This is a genomic window from Streptomyces sp. Ag109_O5-1 (genome assembly GCF_003814875.1).
Lineage (GTDB): Bacteria > Actinomycetota > Actinomycetes > Streptomycetales > Streptomycetaceae > Streptomyces > Streptomyces sasae.
The window spans coordinates 6,730,730-6,747,793 of the sequence record NZ_RKQF01000001.1; the positions used below are offsets into that span (position 1 = coordinate 6,730,730).

The following is a 17,064-nucleotide window of genomic DNA, read 5'->3' on the forward strand; positions in this document are numbered from 1 at the left end:
TGCCGCTGCCATGCTCCTCCCCATGTCCGATCCGACGCCCGTCATCGACGACCTGCGTGAGGAAGGTGCGGAACTCGACCGGCTCGTGGCCGAGTTGGGAGCCGAGCAGTGGGCTCTCGCCACCCCCGCACCCCGCTGGACCGTCGCTCACCAGATCGCCCACCTCGCCTGGACCGACCACTCCTCGCTGCTGGCCGTGACCGACCAGGACGCCTTCGCCCGCGAGGTGGAGAAGGCACTGACCGCACCCGGGGACTTCGTCGACAACGGGGCGGAGGACGGGGCCGCCAAGCCCACCGCCCAGTTGCTGGCGGACTGGCGGGCCGGGCGCGACGCCCTGGCACAGGCGCTGTACGCGGCGCCCATGCGGGCGCGTTTCCCCTGGTACGGACCCCCTATGTCGGTCGCCTCCATGGCCACCGCCCGGCTGATGGAGACCTGGGCGCACGGCCTGGACATCGCGGACGCGCTGGGTGTCACCCGTACCCCCACCGACCGGCTCCGGCACATCGCTCGACTCGGCGTCCGCACCCGCGACTTCTCCTTCGGCGTGCACGGACTGCCCGTGCCGTTCGAGGAGTTCCGCGTCGAACTGACCGCGCCGTCCGGCGAGCTGTGGACGTACGGGCCCGAGGACGCCGACGACCGTGTCACCGGCCCCGCCCTCGACTTTTGCCTCCTGGTCACCCAGCGCGCCCACCGCGACGACCTCGCGATCGAGACCGTCGGCCCCGACGCCGACCGCTGGCTCGACATCGCCCAGGCCTTCGCGGGCCCGCCCGGCTCCGGCCGTGCCCCGAAGGGCGGCACGCCGTGACCCTCCGGATAGGCAACGCCTCCGGCTTCTACGGCGACCGCTTCGACGCGATGCGGGAGATGCTGACCGGCGGCGAACTCGACGTCCTCACCGGCGACTACCTCGCCGAACTGACCATGCTCATCCTGGGCCGCGACCGCCTCAAGGACCCCGGCGCCGGATACGCCCGCACCTTCCTGAGGCAACTGGAGGACTGTCTGGGCCTCGCGTACGAGCGGTCCGTCAAGATCGTCACGAACGCCGGCGGCCTCAACCCGGCCGGACTCGCCGACGCCGTACGGAAGCTGGCCGACCGGCTCGGCATCCCGGTGCGCGTCGCACATGCGGAGGGCGACGACCTCACCGCCGCCCACCCCGGCAGCCTCGCCGCCCACGCCTACCTCGGCGGCTTCGGCATCGCCGAGTGCCTGCGGGCGGGCGCCGACATCGTGGTCACCGGCCGGGTCACCGACGCCGCCCTGGTCACCGGACCCGCCGCCGCGCACTTCGGCTGGCAACCGGGGGAGTACGACCGGCTCGCGGGCGCCGTCGTCGCCGGCCATGTCCTGGAGTGCGGGACGCAGGCCACCGGCGGCAACTACGCGTTCTTCGCCGAAGCGGCGGCCGCCGGCCGGGACCTGCGGCGGCCCGGCTTCCCGCTCGCCGAACTCCATGAGGACGGCAGCTGCGTCATCACCAAGCACCCCGGTACCGGCGGCTTCGTCGACATCGGCACGGTCACCGCCCAACTGCTGTACGAGACCGGCGGCGCCCGTTACGCCGGCCCGGATGTCACCGCCCGCCTGGACACCGTACGGCTGCGCCAGGACGGCCCCGACCGGGTGCGGATCGACGGCGTACGCGGCGAGGCCCCGCCCCCGACCCTCAAGGTCGGCCGCAACCGGCTCGGCGGCTTCCGCAACGAGGTCGTCTTCGTGCTCACCGGGCTCGACATCGAGGCGAAGGCCGCACTCGTACAGGAACAGCTGGGGGACGCGCTCGCGCTCGCCAAGTCGCGACCGTCCGAGATCCGTTGGGAACTCGCCCGCACCGACCACCCCGACGCGGACACCGAGGAGACGGCCAGCGCGCTGCTCCGGCTCGTCGTACGCGACCGCGACCAGGAGACCGTCGGCCGGGCGCTGAGCGGAGCCGCCGTGGAACTGGCGCTCGCCAGCTACCCGGGCTTCCACGTGCTCGCGCCACCCGGAAAGGGCGCGCCCTATGGGGTCTTCGAGGATGCGTATGTCCCCCAGGGGGAGGTACCGCATATGGCGGTCCTCCACGACGGGCGACGGATCCCTGTGCCGCCGGCCCAGGACACCCTCGTACTCCAGGATCCGCCCGAACCGCCGCTGCCCGAGCCGCTTCCGGCCGGTCCCACCCGACGGGCGCCCCTCGGGCTCGTCGCAGGAGCCCGCAGCGGCGACAAGGGCGGGAACGCCAACGTCGGCGTCTGGGTGCGCTCCGACGAGGCCTGGCGCTGGCTCGCGCACACCCTGACCGTCGGCACCTTCCGCGAACTCATCCCGGAGAGCCAGGAGCTGACCGTCACCCGGCACCTCCTTCCCGGGCTCCGCGCCCTCAACTTCACCGTCGAGGGCATCCTCGGCCGGGGCGTTGCCGCCCAGCACCGTTTCGACCCCCAGGCCAAGGCCCTCGGCGAATGGCTCCGCTCCCGCCACCTGGACATCCCGGAGGCCCTGCTTTGACGGTCATCGAGACCACGCTCGACACGAACACCCCCGGCTTCCGGGCGAACCGCGACGCCATGCTCGCCAAGCTCACCGACCTGGAGGCCGAGCACGCCAAGGCCCTCGCGGGCGGCGGCGAGAAATACGTGGCACGGCACCGGGGGCGCGGCAAGCTCCTCGCCCGCGAGCGCATCGAACTCCTCCTCGACCCCGACACCCCGTTCCTGGAACTGTCGCCGCTGGCCGCCTGGGGCAGCGACTACGCCGTCGGCGCCTCCCTCGTCACCGGGATCGGGGTCGTCGAGGGCGTCGAGTGCCTGATCACCGCCAACGACCCGACCGTGCGCGGCGGCGCCAGCAACCCCTGGTCGCTGAAGAAGGCCCTGCGCGCCGACGACATCGCCCTCGCCAACCGGCTGCCCTGCATCAGCCTGGTCGAGTCCGGCGGCGCCGACCTGCCCTCCCAGAAGGAGATCTTCATCCCGGGCGGCGCCATCTTCCGCGACCTGACCCGGCTCTCGGCCGCCGGCATCCCCACCATCGCCGTCGTCTTCGGCAACTCGACCGCGGGCGGCGCCTACATCCCCGGCATGTCCGACCACGTGATCATGGTCAAGGAGCGTGCGAAGGTCTTCCTCGGCGGACCGCCCCTGGTGAAGATGGCGACCGGCGAGGAGAGCGACGACGAGTCGCTGGGCGGCGCGGAGATGCACGCGCGCGTGTCGGGTCTCGCCGACTACTTCGCCGTCGACGAACCGGACGCGCTGCGGCAGGCGCGCCGCGTGGTCGCCCGTCTCAACCACCGCAAGGCGCACCGGGACCCGGATCCGGCCGAACCCCCCAAGTACTCCGCCGAGGAACTCCTTGGCATCGTCCCCGGCGACCTCAAGATCCCCTTCGACCCGCGCGAGGTGATCGCCCGGCTCGTCGACGCCTCCGACTTCGACGAGTTCAAGCCGCTGTACGGGACGAGCCTCGCCACCGGCTGGGCGAGCCTGCACGGCTACCCGGTCGGCATCCTGGCGAACGCACAGGGCGTGCTGTTCAGCCAGGAGTCCCAGAAGGCCGCCCAGTTCATCCAGCTCGCCAACCAGCGCGACATCCCCCTCCTCTTCCTGCACAACACCACCGGCTACATGGTCGGCAAGGAGTACGAGCAGGGCGGGATCATCAAACACGGCGCCATGATGATCAACGCGGTCAGCAACAGCCGCGTCCCCCACATCTCCGTCCTCATGGGCGCCTCCTACGGCGCCGGCCACTACGGCATGTGCGGGCGCGCCTACGACCCCCGTTTCCTGTTCGCCTGGCCCAGCGCCAAGTCGGCCGTCATGGGCCCGCAACAGCTCGCCGGCGTCCTCTCGATCGTCGCCCGCCAGTCGGCCGCCGCGAAGGGGCTGCCGTACGACGAGGAGGGCGACGCGGCCCTGCGCGCCATGGTCGAGCAGCAGATCGAGTCCGAGTCGCTGCCGATGTTCCTGTCCGGGCGGCTGTACGACGACGGCGTCATCGACCCGCGCGACACCCGCACCGTCCTCGGCCTTGCCCTGTCCGCCATCCACACCGCCCCCTACGAAGGCGCGCGGGGCGGCTTCGGCGTCTTCCGGATGTGAGGGATCAAGTGATTTCGACCCTGCTGGTGGCCAACCGCGGCGAGATCGCCCGCCGGATCTTCCGCACCTGCGCCGAACTCGGCATCAGGACCGTCGCCGTGCACTCGGACGCTGACGAGAACGCGCTGCACGCGCGCGTGGCCGACACGGCGGTACGGCTGCCGGGCAACACCCCCGCCGAGACGTACCTGCGCGGCGACCTGGTGGTGAAGGCCGCCGTGGCCGCCGGCGCGGACGCCGTGCACCCCGGGTACGGCTTCCTCTCCGAGAACGCCGACTTCGCCCGCGCCGTCCTCGACGCCGGCCTGCTCTGGATCGGCCCGTCCCCGGCGGCGATCGAGGCGATGGCGTCCAAGACGCGCGCCAAGGAGCTGATGGGGATCGCGCCCCTCGGCGACGTCACCGACGCGGACCTGCCGGTGCTGGTGAAGGCGGCCGCGGGCGGCGGAGGGCGCGGAATGCGCATCGTGCGCCGTCTCGACGAACTGGGCACCGCGTTGGAGGGCGCGCGCGCCGAGGCCGCCAGCGCCTTCGGCGACGGCGAGGTCTTCGTCGAGCCCTACATCGAGCGCGGCCGCCATGTGGAGGTGCAGATCCTCGCCGACACGCACGGCACGGTGTGGCCGCTGGGCACCCGCGACTGCTCGCTCCAGCGCAGGCACCAGAAGGTGATCGAGGAAGCGCCGGCGCCAGGTCTCCCCGAAGGCCTCGTGAAGGAGCTGTACGCGCTGGCCGTGCGCGCCGCGCGCTCCGTCGCTTACGTGGGCGCGGGCACCGTCGAGTTCCTCGTCGCCGAGGGCAGGGCGCACTTCCTGGAGATGAACACCCGCCTCCAGGTCGAACACCCCGTCACCGAGGCCGTGTCCGGCATCGACCTGGTCGCGGAACAGCTCCGCGTCGCCGAGGGCCACGCACTCCCGCTCGACGCACCACGCGCGCGCGGCCACGCGATCGAGGCCCGCCTCTACGCCGAGGACCCCGCCCGCGACTGGGCCCCGCAGACCGGCACCCTGCACCGCCTCGCCGTACCCGACGGTGTCCGCCTGGACACCGGGTACACCGACGGCGACGAGATCGGCGTCCACTACGACGCGATGCTCGCGAAAGTCGTCGCGCACGCCCCCACGCGCGCGGAAGCGCTGCGCAAGCTGGCGCACGCGCTCGAAAACACCATCCTGCACGGCCCCACCACCAACCGCGACCTCCTCGTCCGCTCCCTGCGCCACGAGGAGTTCACCGCGGCCCGCATGGACACCGGCTTCTACGAGCGCCACCTCACCGAGTTGACGGCGCCCGCCCCCGATCCGCACGCCCCCCTCGCGGCCGCCCTGGCCGACGCCCACGGCCGCTCCCGCTTCCGCGGCTGGCGCAACGTCCCCTCCCAGCCGCAGACGAAGCGCTACCTGATGGCGGGCGAGGAGCACGAGGTCCACTACCGGCACACACGCGAAGGCCTCACCGCGGACGGCGTGCGCGTCGTGCATGCGGACGCGCGTCTGGTCGTACTCGAAGTGGACGGCGTACGCCGGAAGTTCGACGTGTCGACGTACGGCGACCAGGTCCACGTCAACAACACGGCCCTCACCGCCCTGCCGCGCTTCCCCGATGCCAAGGCTCAGTTGGCACCGGGTTCGCTGCTCGCACCGATGCCGGGGACGGTCGTACGAGTGGCGGAGGGGCTGGAGGCGGGGTCGGCCGTGGAGGCCGGCCAGCCCCTCCTCTGGCTGGAGGCGATGAAGATGCAGCACCAGATCACGGCACCGGTGACGGGCGTGCTGAGCGAGCTGCGAGTCCTGGTCGGACAACAGGTGGAGCCCGGCTCTCTACTGGCAGTAGTGCAGGCGCCCCTTTAGGGGCGCGGGGAACTGCGCGACCAGCCACAAACAACCCGCACCCGAGGAGCCACAGTGACCCCCCAGATCGAAACCGACGAACACAAGGCACTCCGCGCAGCGGTAGCCACCCTCGGCGCGAAGTACGGCCGCGACTACATCACCCGCACCATCGCGGAGGGCCGCCACCCCACCGAACTCTGGCAGGAGGCCGGAAAACTCGGCTACCTCGGCGTCAACCTCCCCGAGGAACACGGCGGCGGAGGCGGCGGAATCACCGAACTCTCCATCGTCCTCGAAGAACTCGGCGCCGCGGGCTCCCCGCTGCTCATGCTCGTGGTCTCACCGGCGATCTGCGGCACCGTGATCGCCCGCTTCGGCACCGAGGACCAGAAGCGGGCCTGGCTCCCCGGACTCTCCGACGGCTCACTCCTCATGGCCTTCGGCATCACCGAACCCGACGCCGGCTCCAACTCCCACCGCATCACCACCACCGCCCGCCGCGACCCGGACACCGGCGACTGGCTCCTCACCGGCCGCAAGGTCTTCATCTCCGGCGTCGACATGGCCGACGCGGTCCTGATCGTCGGCCGCACCGAAGACGCCCGCACCGGACGCCTCAAGCCCTGCCTGTTCATCGTCCCGACGGACGCCGAGGGCTTCCGGAAACACCCGATCGACATGGAACTCCAGGCGGCCGAGAAGCAGTTCGAGCTGACCCTGGACGACGTACGGCTGCCCGCGGACGCACTCGTCGGCGACGAGGACGCGGGCCTGCTGCAACTCTTCGCCGGCCTCAACCCGGAACGGATCATGACGGCCGCCTTCGCGATCGGCATGGGCCGCTACGCGCTGTCCAAAGCGATCGAGTACGCCCGCGACCGTGCCGTCTGGAAGACCCCCATCGGCGCCCACCAGGCCATCGCACACCCCCTCGCCCAGGCGCACATCGACCTCGAACTCGCCCGCCTGATGATGCAGAAGGCGGCGCAGCTGTACGACGCCGGGGACGACGCCGGCGCAGGTGAGGCCGCCAACATGGCGAAGTACGCGGCGGGTGAGGCATGCGTCAGGGCGGTCGACCAGGCCGTGCACACCCTCGGCGGCAACGGACTGACCCGTGAATTCGGGCTCGCGTCTTTGATAACAGCCGCGCGTGTGGCTCGTATTGCTCCGGTGAGCAGGGAGATGATTCTCAACTACGTCTCCCACCAGACCCTGGGCCTGCCCAAGTCGTACTAGGCCGCCTTGGAGGAACCGTGTTCCGCAGCGCGTACGCAGACGTCCCGCCCGTAGAACTCCCCATCCACGAGGCGGTGCTGGGCCGGGCCGCCGAGTTCGGCGACACGCCCGCCCTGATCGACGGCACCGACGGCACCACCCTCACCTACGCACAACTGGACCGGTTCCACCGGCGGATCGCCGCCGCGTTCGCCGACGCGGGCGTCCGCAAGGGAGACGTCCTCGCCCTGCACAGCCCGAACACGGTCGCCTTCCCGACGGCGTTCTACGCGGCCACGCGCGCGGGGGCCTCCGTCACCACCGTGCACCCGCTCGCCACGCCCGAAGAGTTCGCCAAACAGCTGAAGGACTCCGCGGCCCGCTGGATCGTCACCGTCTCACCGCTCCTGCAGACCGCCCGCCGGGCGGCCGAACTCGCTGGCGGCGTCGAGGAGATATTCGTCTGCGACAGCGCGACCGGACACCGGAGCCTGCTCGACATGCTCGGCTCCACCGCCCCCGAGCCGCAGGTCGACATCGACCCGGCCGAGGACGTCGCCGCGCTGCCGTACTCCTCCGGCACCACCGGCGTCCCCAAGGGCGTGATGCTCACCCACCGGCAGATCGCCACCAACCTCGCCCAGCTGGACGTCTCCGTGCCCTCGGGCCCCGGCGACCGCATCCTCGCCGTCCTGCCGTTCTTCCACATCTACGGCCTCACCGCGCTCATGAACGCGCCCCTGCGCAAGGGCGCCACCGTCGTCGTACTGCCCCGCTTCGAGCTGGAGACCTTCCTCAAGGCGATCCAGACCCACCGCATCACCGGCCTGTGGGTCGCCCCGCCGATCGTCCTCGCCCTCGCCAAGCACCCGCTGGTCGAGCAGTACGACCTGTCCTCCCTGAAGTACGTCATGAGCGCCGCCGCACCCCTGGACGCCCAGCTCGCCACGGCCGGCGGACAGCGCCTGGGCCTGCCGCCCGTCGCGCAGGGCTACGGCATGACGGAACTCTCGCCCGGCACCCACATCGTGCCCCTCGACGCCCTCGACCAGGCACCGCCCGGCACGGTCGGCAAGCTCATCGCCGGCACCGAGATGCGGATCGTGTCGCTCGACGACCCGCACAAGGACGTCGGCGTCGGCGAGCCCGGCGAGATCGCCATCCGCGGCCCCCAGGTCATGAAGGGCTACCTCGGCAAACCCGACGCCACCGCCGACATGATCGACCCCGAGGGCTGGCTGCACACCGGGGACGTCGGCCATGTCGACGCCGACGGCTGGCTGTACGTCGTCGACCGCGTCAAGGAACTCATCAAGTACAAGGGCTTCCAGGTGGCCCCCGCCGAACTGGAGGCACTCCTGCTCACCCACCCGGGCATCGCCGACGCCGCGGTCATCGGCGCCTACAACGAGGACGGCAACGAGATCCCGCACGCCTTCGTCGTTCGCCAGCCCACCGCCGACGACCTCACCGAGAACGAGACCATGCTCTACGTCGCCGAACGCGTCGCGCCCTACAAACGCATCCGCCAGGTCACCTTCATCACCGCGGTCCCCCGCGCCGCCTCCGGAAAGATACTCCGCCGCGAACTGCGCGAACTCGCCAAGACCGGGGAACCCGAGGAGGGCCCATGACGTTGATCGGACAGACCCGCGAGCGAGCCGTCACCACCCTCAGCCTCGACTCCACCGCCACCCGCAACGCCCTGTCCGCGGCCCTCGTCACCGAACTCGCCGAGGCCCTCACCGACTGCGCCAAGGACCCCGACGTCCGAGCGGTCGTCCTCACCCACACCGGTACGACCTTCAGCGCCGGCGCCGACCTGCGCGACCCGCCCCACCCCGACGCCCTCGTCCAGCTCCTGCGCCAGATCGTCGAGCTGCCCAAGCCGGTCGTCGCCCGCGTCACCGGCCACGTCCGCGCGGGCGGCCTCGGCCTCCTCGCCGCCTGCGACATCGCCGCCGCCTCCACCGAGTCCACCTTCGCCTTCACGGAGGTGCGGATCGGAGTCGCCCCCGCGGTGATCTCCCTCCCCCTCCTCCCGCGCACCGACCCCCGTGCCCTCGCCCGCCACTACCTCACCGGCGAACGCTTCACCCCCGCCGAAGCCGTCCACCTGGGCCTGCTCACCACGACGGCCGACGACGTGGACAGCGCCCTCTCACCCATCCTCGACGGCATCCGCCGCTCCTCGCCCCAGGCCCTGGCCGAGACGAAACAGCTGCTCACAGCTAGGGTGCTGGAGACATTCGACCGGGACGCGGCCCACCTCACCGCGCTCTCGGCCCGGCTGTTCTCCTCCGACCAGGCCCGCGAGGGGATGACGGCCTTCCTCGAACGACGGGATGCGGCGTGGGTGGTGTGAACACGGGTGTGAGTACGGCGGAACGCGCCCCGAAGCAGGACCGCAGCCGGGCCACCCGGCAACGGCTCCTGGAAGCCGCCGTGGCCTGCCTCGCGGAACACGGCTGGGCAGGCTCCACGGTCGCCGTCGTCGCCGAACGCGCCGGCGTCTCCAGGGGCGCCGCCCAGCACCACTTCCCGACCCGCGAGGACCTCTTCACGGCGGCCGTCGAATACGTCGCCGAGGAACGCTCCACGGCCCTGCGCGCCCTGTTCCCGCAGGGCGCGGGCGACGACCGCCGAGCCGTCGTCTCGGCCCTCGTCGACCTCTACACCGGCCCCCTCTTCCGCGCCGCCCTCCACCTCTGGGTGGCCGCCTCCAACGAGGACCAGCTCCGCCCCCGGGTCACCGAACTGGAAGCCCGGGTCGGCCGCGAGACCCACCGCATCGCCGTGGACCTCCTCGGCGCCGACGAGACCCGCCCAGGCACCCGAGAGACCGTCCAGGGCCTCCTGGACATGGCCAGGGGCCTGGGCCTGGCCAACCTCCTGACCGATGACAGGGGGCGGCGGGAACGGGTGGTGGCGCAGTGGGCGGCACTGCTGGACGAGGTCCTATGAGAATCAGGGCACGAAGTGCCCGATTCTCAGGGGCGCGGGGCCGTAGTTGATTTGCGGCTCCGCCGCTTGGGCGCGACAAGCCCCCACGCACCCGCAGCCGCCCACGTACCCCAGCCAGCCCCCTCAGTGGGCGATATCCACAAACCCCTCGATGTCCTGAGGCTTCCGCGCCCCCGGCCCCACATACTCCGCAGACGGCCGAACCAACCGCCCCGTCCGCTTCTGCTCAAGAATGTGCGCCGACCACCCAGCAGTACGCGCACACGTGAACATCGACGTGAACATGTGCGCCGGCACCTCCGCGAAGTCCAGCATGATCGCGGCCCAGAACTCCACGTTGGTGGCGAGCACACGATCCGGCCGCCGGTTGTGGAGCTCCTCCAGCGCCGCCTTCTCCAGCGCCTCCGCGATCTCGAACCGCGGCGCCCCCAGCTCCCGCGCAGTACGCCGCAGCACCCGCGCCCGCGGATCCTCGGCCCGGTACACCCGGTGCCCGAACCCCATCAGCCGCTCACCCCGGTCCAGTGCCTGCCTGACGTACCCGACCGCGTCCCCGGTCCGCTCGATCTCCTCGATCATCCCGAGCACCCGGGACGGCGCACCCCCGTGCAGCGGCCCCGACATGGCCCCCACCGCACCCGACAGCGCGGCGGCGACATCCGCACCGGTGGAGGCGATGACCCGGGCCGTGAACGTCGACGCGTTCATGCCGTGCTCGGCGGCAGAGGTCCAGTACGCGTCCACGGCGGCGACATGCTTCGGGTCCGGCTCCCCCCGCCACCGGATCATGAACCGCTCGACCACCGAGTGCGCCTTGTCGATCTCCTGCTGCGGCACCATCGGCAGCCCCTGCCCGCGCGCGGACTGGGCGACGTACGACAGCGCCATGACCGCGGCCCGCGCCAGGTCCTCCCGGGCCTGGGCCGCGTCGATGTCGAGCAGCGGTTTCAGCCCCCACACAGGGGCGAGCATGGCGAGCGCGGACTGGACGTCCACCCGGATGTCACCCGAATGGACGGGGATGGGGAACGGCTCGGCCGGCGGCAGCCCGGGATTGAAGGCCCCGTCGACGAGCAGCCCCCACACGTTCCCGAACGAGACGTGGCCGACCAGATCCTCGATGTCGACGCCCCGGTACCGCAGGGCGCCCCCCTCCTTGTCCGGTTCGGCGATCTCCGTCTCGAACGCGACGACTCCTTCGAGCCCAGGTACGAAATCGGACATGCGGCGGCTCCTCATGGGTGTAGGCGGAGGCAACAGCACCATAACCCCGAGTGCCATAGTTGGGGAGCCCAGCGGCACTCAGTGCCACACTCAGTGCCACACCCAGTGCCACACTCCGGTACCGCACAGAGCGATACGGCAAGATGACCGCGTGACCGACCGCGACGCCGCCACCTCCGACGAACCCATCCTCGACCCCGCCGCGATGCGCGAGCACTACCGGGCCGAGGGCTTCGACGAGCACGACCTGGCCGCACACCCGATGGACCAGTTCACCCGCTGGTTCGAGGAGGCAGCGCGGGCGGCCGCCGACGGCATGATCTACGAACCCAACGCAATGGTCGTCTCCACCGCCGACGCCGAGGGCCGCCCCAGCTCACGCACGGTCCTGATGAAGCAGTACGACACCCAGGGCTTCGTCTTCTACACCAACTACGACTCCCGCAAGGCCCAGGACCTCGCCGCGAACCCGTATGTCTCGGTGCTCTTCCCCTGGCACCCCATCGGCCGCCAGGTCGTCGTCACCGGCACCGCCCGCCGCACCGGCCGCGACGAGACCGCCGCGTACTTCCGCACCCGCCCGCACGGCTCCCAGCTCGGCGCCTGGGCCAGCACGCAGTCCACGGTCATCTACTCCCGCGCCGAACTCGACGCGGCCTACGCCGAGCTCAACGCCCGCTACCCCGAGGGCGAACAGGTCCCGGTCCCACCGCACTGGGGCGGCTTCCGCATCGCCCCCCAGACCGTCGAGTTCTGGCAGGGCCGCCAGAACCGCCTCCACGACCGCCTCCGCTACGTCGCCGACCCCGACGGCACCTGGCACGTGGAACGCCTCAGCCCCTGACAGCCCCCACAAACGCAGACGACCCGCGAGCTCGGGTCCCTCCGCCTCGGCGGAGGAGCCGGCCGGACGTACCGGCGAGCTCACGGGTCGGGTGACTGCTTGGGATTGGGCCGGCTGCGTACGTCTCGCGCACGCTGGTCCGGCACCGCACATCGTGTGGTGGCGAGCCGCTAGCCCGCAGCCACCTCGCGCGTCCGGGTTTCACTCATTTACCCGATCACCTCCTCTCTCACGTAAGAGCCACCCTAGGAAGCCGCCGGGCAGGACTCAACTGTTTTTCGGAGGTGCTTGCGGAGGCGCTTCACGCCGGGCGCTGTAGCCGAACCCGTCGCCCCGCTGGAGAAGCCGCAGATTCCAGTGCGAGACGTTGAGGCGGCCTTGGGGCGTGGTGAGGCTGTGCTGCCCCCCTGGCCCGGACGGAAACGTGCCCGGTCCAGGTGCCCGCCCACTTGCCCAGGGGGACGGCGGCACGCACGAGGTCCCCGGTGACGTACCCGAAGTGCTGCTTGGTGCGGGAGCGTCGCAGGCGCGGGAATCCGTTCGTCGTCCTGCAGGACCATGTCGCTGACGTACAGCAGCCCGCCGGGTGTCAGGAGGCGGTTCACCTCAGTGGCGAGTGTCCGCTGGGCGTCGTCGTCCGGGATGCACGTCAGCACGGCGAACAGCAGGACGACGTCGAAGCTCTCCGGGGCGCATGGCAGTCCCGGCGGGGATTTCAGGACCGAGAACCGCAGGTCCGGCCTCAGCCGGCGGCCACGTGCGATCAGCGCGGGAGACAGGTCCACGCCGGACACATCGGAGAAGCCGTGTTCGCTCAGCTCGGCCATGACGCGTCCGTATCCGCAGCCGTAGTCCAGCACGCGAGCGGTCCTGTTCACTCCCGTCAGCCAAGGGACGTGCAGCGGGTGGGTGAACGTCTTCGTGGCTCCGACGGTGTCCCAGTATGCGATCTGAGTGCCGAGATCCTTCATGCGAGTGCAGCGTACGGCTCTTCAGGGCACTCTCCAGTGCCTCTTGATCCACTTCCGGGGGGACTGTCCTGAAGTTTGTGTTTGGCCTGGTGTGACCCGAGTTGGCATGAGATGGGTTCTCTGCCGGGAAGGATCACGATGGGCAGTACGAACGAGAGTGGCCCCGAGGGTAACGAGCATCAGGTGCGGACGGGGGCGGAGTTGGCGCAAGCAGCGACTGAGCAGGACCGGGGGCTGGCCGAGAGCCTGATCGAGCGGGCCCGCCGGGACGGGCTGCAACTGGTCGGCGAGAACGGGCTGCTGACGGGGCTGGTGAAACTGGTCCTGGAGGGTGCGCTGGAGGCCGAGATGGCCGAGCACCTGGGCTACGAGAAGGGCGATGCGGCCGGCGCGGGCTCGGGCAACCACCGCAACGGCACCAGCCGCAAGACCGTGCTCTCGCAGGTCGGACCGGTGACCATTGACATCCCCCGCGACCGGACTGGCAGTTTCACCCCGCAGATCGTGCCCAAGCACGCCCGGCGCGTCGACGGCTTCTCGGAGACCATCGTCTCCCTCTACGCCAAGGGGCTCACGACCGGGGAGATCCAGGCCCACCTCGCGGAGATCTACGACGTGGAGGTCTCCCGCGACCTGGTCTCCCGTGCCACCGCCCAGGTCGCAGCCGACCTCGCCGTCTGGCGCACCCGCCCGCTCGACCGCATCTACGCGGTCCTGCTGATCGACTGCATCTACATCAAGATTCGCGACGGCGCCGTCGCGAACAAGCCCGTCTACATCGCCGTCGGCATCAACCTCGACGGCGACCGCGACGTGCTCGGGATGTGGGTCGGCACGGGCGGTGAGGGCGCCAAGCAGTGGATGACCTGGCTGACCGAACTACGCAACCGCGGCGTCCAGGACGTCCTGATCGCCTGCTGCGACGGGCTGAAAGGCCTGCCGGAGTCGGTCAACGATGTCTGGCCCCAGGCCGATGTCCAGCTCTGCGTGGTCCACCTCGTCCGCACGAGCCTGCGCTACGCAGCCAAGCAGCACTGGGGCGCCATCGCGAAGCAACTGCGCGAGGTCTACACCGCCAAAACCGCAGATGAGGCCGAGCAGCGGTTCGCCCGCTTCGAGGAGGAGTGGGGCCAGCGCTACCCGGCCGTGGTCGATACATGGCGCCGCAGCTGGGAGCACGTGATCGTGTTCATGCGCTTCCCGGCCCCGATCCGACGTGTCGTCTACACCACGAACATGATCGAATCCCTCAACTCCCGCTTCCGCCAGGCCACCCGACGACGCGGGCACTTCCCCGACGACGACGCGGCCTTGAAGGTGCTCTACCTGGTCATCCGCAACCCGATCAAGAACCGCCCCAACGTCACCGGACGGACACCCGCCTGGAAACAGGCCATCAACAGCCTCGCCAGCTACTACGGCGACCGCGTCACCGACCGCTAATCACGAACAACCACACCAGGCCACCCACAAACGATCAGACACTCCCCTTCCGGGACACCCCTAGCGTTCCGAGCATGGCAAAGCGGCGGGTGATTCTCAGTGGGTCCGTGTTCGAGGAGGAGATCGGGTATGCGCGGGCGGTGGTGGACGGGGAGTGGGTGCATGTGTCGGGGACGACCGGGTTCGACTATGCGGCGATGACCATCTCCGAGGACGTGGTGGAGCAGGCCGAGCAGTGTCTGCGGAACATCGGGGACGCGCTGGCCGAGGCGGGGTGCGGGTTCGGGGACGTGGTGCGGGTGCGGTACCTGCTGCCCGTGCGGGAGGACTTCGAGCCGTGCTGGCCGGTGCTGCGGCGGGTGTTCGGGGAGGTGCGGCCGGCCGCGACGATGATGGTGTGCGGGCTGGCCGATCCCCGGATGAAGATCGAGATCGAGGTTTGCGCGCGGCGGTCGGCGGAAGCCGAGGGTGACGCGTGAGCGGGCTCAGGGTGGCTCCCGTTGACGGGGGTGAGGCGCTGGAGCGGTGGCGGTATGTGCACAACGTCGTTGTGCCGCCGGCCGCGATGTCGGCGGAGGAGGCGGGGGAGCGGCTTGCGCGGGGGTATCGGCTGGAGAACGCGTATGACGGGGATGTGCTCGTGGGGTGTTCGACCGTGCGGCCGGCCGTCGACGGGGTGGTGACCGTGATCGTGCGGGTGCTGCCGGAGTTTCGGGGGCGGGGGTTCGGTGCGGCGTTGTACGAGCATGCGCTCGGGTGCGCGCGCGTGCCGGGTGTCACGGCTGTCGAGACGTGTGTGCTGGCCGTCAACGAGGGTGGGCTGCGGTTTGCCGAGCGGTACGGGTTCGTCGAGGTCGAGCGGTATGTGCTGGACGGGGAGAGCGACGAGTGGGTGGATCTGCGGCTCGGGCTGTGAACGACCGCTTGCAACGATTCCTTCAATCTTGCGGGAACACAGTGTGGGCTGCGTCACGTTCGAGTTGAATGAAGGGCAGTGAGTGAATCGACGCGCCGTGCGTGCGGACGCAGCCTGATGGGGGTCCAGGTGAGTGCTTCCCGGCGTAGTGGGGCCACGGACGAGCTGGGGCCCGACGGGCCCGAGCCGGAACCGGAGCGGGATGCTCCGGAGGACTCGGGCGGGTCCGATCTGCTCGCCGCGCTCCTCGACGGTATGGACGCGGCTCTGTGCGCCTTCGACGCGGACGGCTCCGTCACCCACTGGAACCGTGAGGCCGAGCGGATCCTCGGGTGGACGGCGGCCGAGGCGGTGGGGCGGCACGGGTTCGCCGGGTGGGCGGTGCGCGAGGCGGACGCCGAGGAGATCGAGGGGCGGCTGATGGCCGCCATGCACGCGTCCGGCCGGCAGGTGCACGAGTTCGCGCTGCTCACGAAGAACGGCGGGCGGGTGCTCGTACGGACGCAGTCGGCCGCGGTGCGCGGTCCGGACGGGAAGCCGGCGGGTGTGTACTGCGCGTTCAGCGAGGTGCACGCGCAGATAGACCTGGAGCGGTCGATCGCGCTGAGCGAGGCGCTGTTCGAGGACGCGGCCTGGGGTGTCGTACTCGTGGACGCGGATCTGCGGCCCGCCGTGGTGAACGCGCATGCGGCCCGGGCGCTCGGTATCGGGCGTACGTCGGCGCTGGGGCGGCCGCTGGGCGAGTTGCTCGCGGTGGGGGTGGAGGACCTGGAGGGTGCGCTCACGCATGTGCTGGCGGAGGGCGCGCCGCCCGCGCCGGCGGAGATGTGGGTGAGCGTACGGACGGCGGAGGGCGAGCAGCGCCGGTGCTGGCGGTCGGGGTTCGTGCGGCTGGCGTCGCCGCTCGCGGAGGAGCCGGTGCCGCTCGGGGTCGGCTGGCTGTTCCAGGACGTCACGGAGGCCAAGCAGGGCGAGCAGGAGGCGGCTGTGCTGCGCTTCCGTGTCAACCAGCTGCATCGCGCCGCCCGTGCCGCCGCCGAGTGCGAGGATCCGGCGGAGGCCGCGACGGTCCATCTGGACTTCGCGTTGGCGGGGTTCGCCGATCATGCGGTGATCGACCGGGTGGTGGGCGGTTCCCGGGGTGACGGGGATGTCGGGCTGGTGCGGCTGGTGCGGATCGCGGCCACGCCCGCCGGGGCGCCGGGGCCGAGCCTGCTGACGGGCGCGGCGGGGCTGCCGGTGCGCTACGAGGAGGGGCATCCGGCGCTGCAGTGCGTGGAGCGGTCCGGGAGTGTGCGGGCGGACGCCGGGTCGGTGCCGCCTGATCGTGCGCGGGCGTGGGCGCTGGACCGGCAGTGGCCCGGCGATGCGGTGCACGCGATGTGCGCGGTGCTGCGCAGCCGGGGGCGGACGTTCGGTGTGGTGACGTTCCTGCGCGGGGCGGGCCGGAGCCGCTTCGAGCGGGTGGACGCGACGTACGCGGAGGACGTGGCCGTACGTATCGCGACGGCGCTGGATCTGACGGGGCTCCTGAGAGAGCACTAGC

Annotated in this window: 15 protein-coding genes; 13 read left to right on the forward strand and 2 right to left on the reverse strand. The window is 71.0% G+C overall.

Going from position 1 to position 17,064, the window contains the following annotated elements:
* Window positions 1-22: 22 nt before the first annotated feature.
* Genes EDD90_RS30560 through EDD90_RS30595 form a run of 8 tightly spaced genes read left to right on the forward strand, consistent with a single transcriptional unit; the run spans window position 23 to window position 10,120 of the window.
* Window positions 23-817: a TIGR03084 family metal-binding protein gene (locus EDD90_RS30560; RefSeq protein ID WP_123976135.1), complete on the forward strand. Its 795-nt coding sequence runs from the start codon at window positions 23-25 to the stop codon at window positions 815-817.
* Complete coding sequence (locus EDD90_RS30565) at window positions 814-2,508, forward strand: acyclic terpene utilization AtuA family protein (protein ID WP_311737225.1); 1,695 nt, start codon at window positions 814-816, stop codon at window positions 2,506-2,508. Before EDD90_RS30560 ends, EDD90_RS30565 begins: the two co-directional genes overlap by 4 nt.
* Entirely contained in the window at window positions 2,505-4,103 is a 1,599-nt protein-coding gene (locus tag EDD90_RS30570) for an acyl-CoA carboxylase subunit beta (RefSeq protein ID WP_123976136.1), read from the forward strand. Before EDD90_RS30565 ends, EDD90_RS30570 begins: the two co-directional genes overlap by 4 nt.
* Window positions 4,104-4,111: 8 nt before the next feature.
* Complete coding sequence (locus EDD90_RS30575) at window positions 4,112-5,956, forward strand: biotin carboxylase N-terminal domain-containing protein (RefSeq protein WP_123976137.1); 1,845 nt, start codon at window positions 4,112-4,114, stop codon at window positions 5,954-5,956.
* Between the two features lie 54 nt (window positions 5,957-6,010).
* On the forward strand, window positions 6,011-7,177 hold the full coding sequence (locus tag EDD90_RS30580) for an acyl-CoA dehydrogenase family protein (RefSeq protein WP_123976138.1): 1,167 nt from the start codon (window positions 6,011-6,013) through the stop codon (window positions 7,175-7,177).
* A 17-nt stretch (window positions 7,178-7,194) separates the two neighbouring features.
* The gene (locus tag EDD90_RS30585; protein WP_123976139.1) at window positions 7,195-8,790 is read left to right on the forward strand and encodes a 4-coumarate--CoA ligase family protein; all 1,596 of its coding nucleotides are present in this window, start codon (window positions 7,195-7,197) and stop codon (window positions 8,788-8,790) included.
* Complete coding sequence (locus tag EDD90_RS30590) at window positions 8,787-9,521, forward strand: enoyl-CoA hydratase family protein (protein WP_123976140.1); 735 nt, start codon at window positions 8,787-8,789, stop codon at window positions 9,519-9,521. Before EDD90_RS30585 ends, EDD90_RS30590 begins: the two co-directional genes overlap by 4 nt.
* Entirely contained in the window at window positions 9,509-10,120 is a 612-nt protein-coding gene (locus EDD90_RS30595; RefSeq protein ID WP_123976141.1) for a TetR/AcrR family transcriptional regulator, read from the forward strand. The genes EDD90_RS30590 and EDD90_RS30595 overlap by 13 nt, the downstream gene beginning before the upstream one ends.
* Before the next feature lie 123 nt (window positions 10,121-10,243).
* On the opposite strand, the gene EDD90_RS30600 is transcribed toward EDD90_RS30595, so the two are convergent.
* Entirely contained in the window at window positions 10,244-11,344 is a 1,101-nt protein-coding gene (locus EDD90_RS30600) for a citrate synthase 2 (protein WP_123976142.1), read from the reverse strand.
* Between the two features lie 151 nt (window positions 11,345-11,495).
* On the opposite strand from EDD90_RS30600, the gene pdxH reads away from it, so the two are divergent.
* Window positions 11,496-12,188 carry a pyridoxamine 5'-phosphate oxidase gene (gene pdxH / locus EDD90_RS30605; RefSeq protein ID WP_123976143.1) on the forward strand — a complete coding sequence of 231 codons (693 nt, stop codon included), beginning with the start codon at window positions 11,496-11,498 and terminating at the stop codon, window positions 12,186-12,188.
* A 245-nt stretch (window positions 12,189-12,433) separates the two neighbouring features.
* Here pdxH and EDD90_RS30610 read toward each other — a convergent pair whose 3' ends face one another.
* A complete protein-coding gene (locus tag EDD90_RS30610) occupies window positions 12,434-13,159 on the reverse strand; it encodes a bifunctional 2-polyprenyl-6-hydroxyphenol methylase/3-demethylubiquinol 3-O-methyltransferase UbiG (protein ID WP_123976144.1) in 726 nt (241 codons plus the stop codon).
* A 138-nt stretch (window positions 13,160-13,297) separates the two neighbouring features.
* Between EDD90_RS30610 and EDD90_RS30615 the strand changes: the two genes are divergently transcribed.
* From EDD90_RS30615 to EDD90_RS30630, 4 genes are all read left to right on the forward strand, one after another.
* On the forward strand, window positions 13,298-14,602 hold the full coding sequence (locus EDD90_RS30615) for an IS256 family transposase (protein WP_260327723.1): 1,305 nt from the start codon (window positions 13,298-13,300) through the stop codon (window positions 14,600-14,602).
* A gap of 74 nt (window positions 14,603-14,676) precedes the next feature.
* Window positions 14,677-15,081, forward strand: coding sequence for a RidA family protein (locus EDD90_RS30620; RefSeq protein WP_123976145.1), 405 nt, complete (start codon window positions 14,677-14,679; stop codon window positions 15,079-15,081).
* Complete coding sequence (locus EDD90_RS30625; protein WP_260328192.1) at window positions 15,078-15,518, forward strand: GNAT family N-acetyltransferase; 441 nt, start codon at window positions 15,078-15,080, stop codon at window positions 15,516-15,518. The genes EDD90_RS30620 and EDD90_RS30625 overlap by 4 nt, the downstream gene beginning before the upstream one ends.
* 129 nt (window positions 15,519-15,647) lie before the next feature.
* Entirely contained in the window at window positions 15,648-17,063 is a 1,416-nt protein-coding gene (locus EDD90_RS30630) for a PAS domain-containing protein (protein ID WP_123976146.1), read from the forward strand.
* Window position 17,064: the final 1 nt, after the last annotated feature.